The sequence below is a fragment of the Kitasatospora sp. NPDC057518 genome (assembly GCF_042802075.1).
Taxonomy (GTDB): domain Bacteria; phylum Actinomycetota; class Actinomycetes; order Streptomycetales; family Streptomycetaceae; genus Kitasatospora.
Map to the genome: position 1 here is coordinate 1 of NZ_JBHVEU010000481.1, position 6594 is coordinate 6594.

General features: G+C 75.3%; 7 protein-coding genes. 4 read left to right on the plus strand and 3 right to left on the minus strand.

The annotated features are described in order from the left end of the window. Positions 1 to 73 precede the first annotated feature (73 nt). Positions 74 to 1537 (minus strand): choice-of-anchor A family protein, encoded by a 1464-nt coding sequence (locus ACFU7Z_RS33715; RefSeq protein ID WP_380781718.1) that lies wholly within the window; start codon positions 1535 to 1537, stop codon positions 74 to 76. A 254-nt stretch (positions 1538 to 1791) separates the two neighbouring features. Here ACFU7Z_RS33715 and ACFU7Z_RS33720 point away from each other — a divergent pair, with 254 nt between their 5' ends. The 3 genes from ACFU7Z_RS33720 to ACFU7Z_RS33730 all read left to right on the plus strand — a co-directional run bounded on the left by ACFU7Z_RS33720 (position 1792) and on the right by ACFU7Z_RS33730 (position 4126). Further along, the gene (locus tag ACFU7Z_RS33720) at positions 1792 to 2499 is read left to right on the plus strand and encodes a 4'-phosphopantetheinyl transferase family protein (protein ID WP_380781720.1); all 708 of its coding nucleotides are present in this window, start codon (positions 1792 to 1794) and stop codon (positions 2497 to 2499) included. 175 nt (positions 2500 to 2674) lie between these two features. Further along, positions 2675 to 3157 carry a hypothetical protein gene (locus ACFU7Z_RS33725; protein ID WP_380664762.1) on the plus strand — a complete coding sequence of 161 codons (483 nt, stop codon included), beginning with the start codon at positions 2675 to 2677 and terminating at the stop codon, positions 3155 to 3157. A gap of 120 nt (positions 3158 to 3277) precedes the next feature. Beyond that, a complete protein-coding gene (locus ACFU7Z_RS33730) occupies positions 3278 to 4126 on the plus strand; it encodes a helix-turn-helix domain-containing protein (RefSeq protein WP_380781723.1) in 849 nt (282 codons plus the stop codon). Here ACFU7Z_RS33730 and ACFU7Z_RS33735 read toward each other — a convergent pair. Both ACFU7Z_RS33735 and ACFU7Z_RS33740 read right to left on the minus strand, forming a co-directional pair. Continuing rightward, positions 4123 to 4557 carry a hypothetical protein gene (locus tag ACFU7Z_RS33735; protein WP_380781725.1) on the minus strand — a complete coding sequence of 145 codons (435 nt, stop codon included), beginning with the start codon at positions 4555 to 4557 and terminating at the stop codon, positions 4123 to 4125. The two genes, ACFU7Z_RS33730 and ACFU7Z_RS33735, sit on opposite strands and share 4 nt — an antisense overlap. Positions 4558 to 4715: 158 nt before the next feature. Further along, positions 4716 to 5708 carry an Lrp/AsnC family transcriptional regulator gene (locus ACFU7Z_RS33740; RefSeq protein ID WP_380781727.1) on the minus strand — a complete coding sequence of 331 codons (993 nt, stop codon included), beginning with the start codon at positions 5706 to 5708 and terminating at the stop codon, positions 4716 to 4718. Between the two features lie 115 nt (positions 5709 to 5823). Here ACFU7Z_RS33740 and ACFU7Z_RS33745 point away from each other — a divergent pair. Beyond that, a partial coding sequence (locus ACFU7Z_RS33745; protein ID WP_380781729.1) for an inositol monophosphatase family protein occupies positions 5824 to 6594 on the plus strand: 771 nt, incomplete at its 3' end.

Here is a 6594-nt window from a genome sequence, read left to right on the forward strand (position 1 = left end):
GTCGGGGTCGACTCGGGCGGCCTGCGCCGCTGTCCGGCTGATCAGTTCGTCAGTTCGTCAGCCGTACGGTCCGTCAGCTGTGGCGGCCGCGGCGGCGGGCGGCCAGTACGGCCAGGCCGCCGAGGCCGAGCAGGCTGACGCCCGCCAGGCCGAAGACCACCGGGGCGTTGCCCGCACCGGTGGAGGGCAGCTCACCGCCACCGGGGTGCTGGCTGGTCGGTGCCTTGGTCGGGTGGTGACTGGTCGGGCCCGGACCGGCGCTCGACGTCGTCGCGCTGGCCGACGGCGAGGTCGGTGCCGGAGAGGTCGGCGCGGGGGACGTCGGGCTCGGCGAGGTCGGGGACGGGGACGTCGGCGACGGCGACGTGGGAGAAGGCGAGGTCGGCGACGGAGACGTCGGACTCGGCGAGGTCGGTGAGGGGGACGTGGGCGAGGGGGACGGCGTCGGCGAGGTCGGCGACGGGCTGGGCGTCACGGCGCAGTCCGGCAGGTCGCCGTCGAACGGGTAGCTGTGGATCTCGTAGCCGCCGGTACCGGTGTGGACCAGGTTGCCCGCCAGGTACACCCGGCCGTTCATGCCCGGCTGGGCGATGGTCGTGGTGCCGCCCGGATTGCCGGCCATGACCGAGCCCTGGAACTGGGCGCTGCCGAGGATCTGCGCCGAGGTCGCGGTCGGGAAGTTGTACATCAGCTTCGAGCGCATGTCGGTGGTCTGGTCCCCGGCCAGGCCGGTACCGGTGTAGGTGTTGATGATCGGGCTGTCCCCGAGCATGTTCACCACGACGGTGGCGCCGGCCGGGATGTTGTTGAAGACCAGGCCGATCTGCCCGCCGGACGGCGAGGCGAGGTTCTGGGTGACGTTGAAGACCTGCTTCATGCTGGTCCCGTCGCCGGTGAAGGTCGCCTGGCTCGGGGAGATGTCGACGGTGCCGGTCGCGGTGGCCCGGCCGACGCAGTCGGAGACCTCCTCGATCTGGGTCAGCACCGACTGGTAGGGCGCGGCCGCGTTCGGGTCCTGGATCGACTCGCCGGTGGGGTCGATGTTCACAGTGCCGGTGACGGAGCCCGCGTGGCGCAGGTTGCCGAAGGCCGGGCCGTGCGAGTCGCTGCCGCCGATCAGGATCGCGTTGCCGGTCAGCACGTCGACGTTGCCGCCGGTGGTCACGAAGTCGCTGCCGTTCGGCGGCACCACGCGCGAGCCGACGCCGACGACGCCCATGTTGTAGATGCCGCCGCCGTTCTTGTCGACGGTCAGGTTCCCCAGCGTGACGATCTTGCCCTCGGCCTCCGCGGCGCGCCCGGTCACCGTGTAGTCGCCGCCGGTGAAGACGTTGATGGTGGCGTCGCGGCCGGGGAAGTCGCCGTTGTTGGGCGGCGGCCAGGTGGCGGGGCAGTCGGGCCCCGAGCAGGCGCCCAGCGGCGGGGCCAGCGGGGCGGCGGAACCGACCGTCAGCACCGCGGCCAGCGGCAGCGCGGTGAGGGCGGTCGCCACCGCCACCCGGACGGCCCGGCGCCGTCGTGTGGCCGGTGTTCTCACGGCGGTCGTTCTGTGATCCGGCGAACCGGTGGCCTGACCCATCGACAATTCCTCCGTGCATGAGAAAAGGACAGGCCGGGACGACCTGCCGTGTTCCGTGCCATCTGCTGGCGATCTCACAGATCCGGGACATCCAACCCCAAAACGGACCATCCGCACTTTACAGACCCTCAGATCGGATCCGAAATTCATCCGTACGGAGCAGCGCTCCCTCGGGCGGGCGCCGACGGACGGCAAGGCCCTAGGTTGGAGGCATGACCACCGAGGCCCAGGAACAGAGCGCGCCGCTCGTCGCCGTCGCGTCCGCCGACGCCGTACTGCGGCACCCCGAGGCGGGCGAGCACCTGCTGACCGCCATGGAGCGGGAGCGCGCCGCGCGCTTCCGGCACGAGTCCGGGCGGACCGACTTCACCGCCGGCCACGTCCTGGTCCGGCTCTGCGCCGCCCGGCTGCTCGGCGTACCGGTGGCCGGCCTCGTCCTCGCCCAGCAGTGCCCGGACTGCGGGCTCGCCGACCACGGCAAGCCCTACCTGCCGGACCACCCCGGGGTGCACGTGAGCCTGTCGCACACCCGGGGCGTGGTCGCGGCCGGCGCCGGGTTCCAGCCGGTCGGGGTCGACGTCGAGCTGTCCACCCGGGGCGGCTCGCTGAGCTCGGTCGCCCGCCGGGTGCTCGCCCCGGCCGAGCTCGCCCTGGTCGAGGCCGACCCGGAGCCGGAGCGGGCGTTCCTGCGGCTCTGGGTGCGCAAGGAGTCGCTGATCAAGATCGGGCGGGCCACCCTGGACACCCTCGGCCGGGTCGACCTCTCCGCCCTGCCGCTGACCGTCCCGCCGGGCGCCCCGCTGCGCAGCCAGTACGAGGACCTGCACCTGCTCGACTGGACCGACCCGGAGCACGCCGCCGCCGTCGCGGCCGTCAGCACCGCCCCGCCCCGGATCGTGGAGCTCACGGCGGCCGGCTGAGCGAAGGGGGCGGGGCGCCGGGCATCGGCGGGCTCCGGCGGCGGGCTCCGGCGCCCACCCGCGCGGTGGGCCGGTGAATAAGCGGTGTTAGCGTGCCTGGTCGTGGGCCCGCCGATCGCGTGCGCCCCGCCCCCAGCCGACCAGCTGCCCACCGGATTCAAGAGGGTGCCCCGCCATGGCCAAGTTCCTGCTGAGCCTGCACGTCCTCGTGTCGGTCCTGTTCATAGGCCCGGTCGCGGTGGCCGTCAGCATGTTCCCGCGCCGGGCGAAGGCCGCGCTGGCGGGCGGACCGGACCGGGCCTCCGACGCCGGCGTGCTGCGGGTGCTGCACCGGATCACCCAGGTCTACGCGCTGCTCGGGGTCGCGGTGCCGGTGCTGGGCATCGGCCTGGCCCAGGTGATGGACGTGCTCGGGCAGTCCTGGGTGATCGTCTCGATGGTGCTGACCGCGATCGCCGCGCTCTCCCTCCTGCTCTTCGTGCTGCCCGGCCAGCAGGCCGCCGTGGACGCGCTCGAACTCGACCCGTCGGACGAGCAGCACGCCAAGGCCGTCGGCGGCCTGAAGCTGCTGCCGATGACCGCCGGGGTGTTCAACCTGCTGTGGGCCGTGGTCGTGGTGCTCATGGTCATCCGCCCGGGGTCCAGCACCGGCGTCTGAGCCCCGGATCCCTTGGGCTCTGATCCCCCAGCCCTGATCCCCCGGGCCCCGGGCTCCTTGTCGCCTGGTCCCCCGCGCCCCCTCCCGCCGACCGGGGTGGTTCGAGTACCGTCCTGGGCCATGACGATCATGGCGGGCATGGGCAGCCCGACGGGAACCGGCGTCGGTCCGCTGCTGCGCGGCTGGCGGGTACGACGGCAGCTCAGCCAGCTGCAACTGGCACTGCGGGCGGACTCCTCGGCCCGCCACCTCAGCTTCGTCGAGAACGGCCGCTCCCGCCCCAGCCGCGAGCTGGTGCTGCGGCTGGCCGAGGAGCTGGACGTCCCGGTGCGCGAGCGCAACGCCCTGCTGCTGGCGGCCGGCTACGCCCCGCACTACCCCGAGACACCGCTGGACGACCCGTCGATGGCCGCACTGCGCGGCGGGCTGGAGCGGCTGCTGGCCGCCCACGACCCGTACCCGGCGGTCGTGGTCGACGGGTCCTTCCGGGTGCTGGCGGCCAACCGCTCGCTCGGACTGCTCCTGGACGGCGTCGCCCCGCACCTGCTGGAGCCGCCGTTCAACGCGATCCGGATCACCCTGCACCCCGACGGGCTCGCGCCGCGCATCGTCAACCTGCGGCAGTGGCGGCGGCACCTGCTGGAGCGGATGGAGCGGCAGCTGGAGCTGGTCCGCGCCGAGCCGCTGCGCCGGCTGTACGAGGAGGTCCGCGGCTACCCCGAACCGGCCGGCGACCCGGCGGACGAGCCGGCCGACGACCGGGTGGACGGGCCGGGCGCGTACGGGTCCCCGTTCGCGCTGCCGCTGCGGATCCGGTACGAGGAGCGGGTGCTCTCCTTCCTCTCCACCATCGCGACCTTCAACACGCCGCTGGACGTCACCGTCTCCGAGCTGGCCATGGAGACCTTCCTGCCGGCCGACGCGGAGACGGTGCGGTTCCTGCAGTCCGTGGTCGGCCCCGAGCGCTAACCCTGCTGCCGGGCCCGGCGCCGCAGGGCGGTGAACTGGAGGACGGCGAACAGGGCCACCGCCGCGGCCTGCACCGGGATCCAGACGAACCCGGCGGTGGTCGGCTCCAGCCACACCTCCATCGCGACCAGGCTGAGCACCACCCAGGCCAGGTTGACGCCGATCACCGCCCGCACCCCCGGCCCCGGCGGCTGCCGCCGGGCGGCCAGCGCGCCGACCGCGAGGGCGTACCCGAGGAGGAGCAGCCCGACCTCGACCAGGGTGGTGCGGCCCGCGCCGAGCAGCTCGCCGAGCGGACCGGAGAAGGCCAGGTAGGCCAGGCCGTTGCCGCCGGTCACCAGGGCGTCCAGGGTCAGGGCGCCGCGCACCGTCCACGGAGAGAAGACGGAACCTGGCCGGGCGGGGCTGAGGGTGTTCGCGTGGGCGGACATGGCGGATCGCCTCCTGTCGGGGGTGGGCCCCGGGACCGTGGCGGCCGCACCGGGTGCCCCCACCCTGCCCGGCCCGGCGGCGGGCGTCGATTACCCCGCAGGTAAGGGCGGGCGCCCGCACGGGCACGGTCGTCGGGCTACGGCAGCCGGGCCCCGGGCTACGGCCGCCGGGGCGGCTGCCGGAGCAGGACGCCCGCCCGCTTCACCGCGCGGGCGGTGATGGTGGTCTCGGCCCGGGTGACGCCGAGCGGTCCGAGGGTGTCGGTGAGGAAGCGGTAGAGCTCGCCGTGGTCCGGGCAGAACACCGTGGCCAGCAGGTTGGCCGGGCCGCTGGTGGCGAACACCCCGTGCACCCGCGGGTGGCGGGCCAGCACCGTGCCGACCTCGGCGATCCGGCCGGGCGGCACGTCCAGCCAGAGGTTGGCGTCCACGGCCAGGCCGAGCAGCCGCGGGTCCACGGTGGCGTGGGTGCGCAGCAGCCCGGCCCCGTCCAGCCGGTGCAGCCGGCGGCGCACCGTGGACTCGGGCGCGCCCACGGCCGCGGCCAATACGGCGTGGGACTGCCGGGCGTCCTCGCCGAGCCGCTCCAGCAGCGTGCGGTCGAGATCGTCCAGCGGCGGGGGCGCGGCGGGGCGCGGGACGGCGGACCGGGCGAGCGCGGCGGCCTCCTCCCCGGTCAGGTACCCGGCCCGCCACTGCCCGGCGTCGGCGAAGGCGTGCAGCACCGCGTGGGTGGTGGTCTCGGTGACGGCGCCGGTCGCGGGCAGCTGCCCGTACAGCAGCCGGTCGCGGGAGCCGGCGTCGGTGAGCACCACGGCCCCGACCTCGTGGCCGCCGAGCATCACGTCGACGAACGGCACGTCGGGGCGGTCGGCGAGGGCCCGCGCGATGGCGTCCACCCGGCCGCTCAGCACCCGGACCCGCAGCAGCAGCGCGCCCACGGCGGCGTCCTCGACGTCCGGCAGCCGGACCACCCGCAGCACCCCGGCCTGCCGCATCCGGCCCAGCCGGCGGGTGACCGTCCGGGCGGAGACGCCCAGCACCTCGGCGATCCGGCCGGGCTCGGCCCGTCCGTCCACCTGGAGGGCGCACACCAGGCGGCGGTCGAGGGCGTCCAGCACGCTGTCCGGATCGGCGGTGGAGAGGTCCATGGTGTCCGATCCCCGCCACTTCCGGCGGCTGCTGCGTCCTGTTCGGCAGCCCCGACGGTACTCCTTGTCCCGGGCGGCCGGAGCGGACACCGGCCCGGAGCGAGGAGGAGTCACCGTGACGGACGGGCTGTGGAGGCTGGCGGAGGGCGTGGAGGCCGCGGTGCGCGAGGTCGGTGCGGGGCTGGCGGCACGCCGGTCCGCCGAGCCGGTCACGGCGCGGACCGTCGAGGAGGCGGCGGCCCGCTTCGCCGATCTGGACGGCCCGGCGGCCGCCGCCCTGCGGGAGCGGCTGACGGCGCTGCGCCCCCGGGCCGGCTGGGTGTCCGAGGAACTGGACGGCCCGGTGCCCGCCGAAGGCGAGTGGTGGCTGTGCGACGCGACCGACGGCGCGGTGCAGTACCTGCTCGGGCAGCCGCACTGGGCGGTGACCGCCACGCTGGTGCGGGACGGCGCGGCGGTGCTGGCCGTGGTGCACGCCCCGGAGCAGGACGGCCGCACCTACCGGGCGGTGCTCGGCGGCGGGGCCGAGCTGGACGGGCGGCCGATCGCGCCCCTGGAACGGGAGTTGGCCGTCACCGTCGCCGCCACCAGCCAGCCGCCCCGGGTGGCCGCCGACCCGGTGGCGCTGCGCCGGGCCGGCGAGTCGCTGTCCGCGATGGCGGGCGCGGTCCTGGCGGTGCGCAACCTCGGCCCGACCGCGCTCCAGGTGGCCCAGGTCGGCTCCGGGCACCTGGCGCTGTTCTGGGAGTACGGCCTGGACGCGGGCAACCTGCTGCCCGGCGCGCTGATCGCGCGCGAGGCGGGCGCCACGGTGACGGACGCCGCCGGGGCGGCCTGGACGGCCGGCTCCGACGGCTTCCTCGCCGCCGCGCCCGGGCTGCACGCC

Excerpts from the sequence above, each read along its gene's own strand:
- ACFU7Z_RS33720 (WP_380781720.1), top strand. The coding sequence starts at position 1,792 with ATGACCACCGAGGCCCAGGAACAGAGCGCGCCGCTCGTCGCCGTCGCG.
- ACFU7Z_RS33725 (WP_380664762.1), top strand. The coding sequence starts at position 2,675 with ATGGCCAAGTTCCTGCTGAGCCTGCACGTCCTCGTGTCGGTCCTGTTC.
- ACFU7Z_RS33730 (WP_380781723.1), top strand. The coding sequence starts at position 3,278 with ATGACGATCATGGCGGGCATGGGCAGCCCGACGGGAACCGGCGTCGGT.
- ACFU7Z_RS33735 (WP_380781725.1), bottom strand. The coding sequence starts at position 4,557 with ATGTCCGCCCACGCGAACACCCTCAGCCCCGCCCGGCCAGGTTCCGTC.
- ACFU7Z_RS33740 (WP_380781727.1), bottom strand. The coding sequence starts at position 5,708 with ATGGACCTCTCCACCGCCGATCCGGACAGCGTGCTGGACGCCCTCGAC.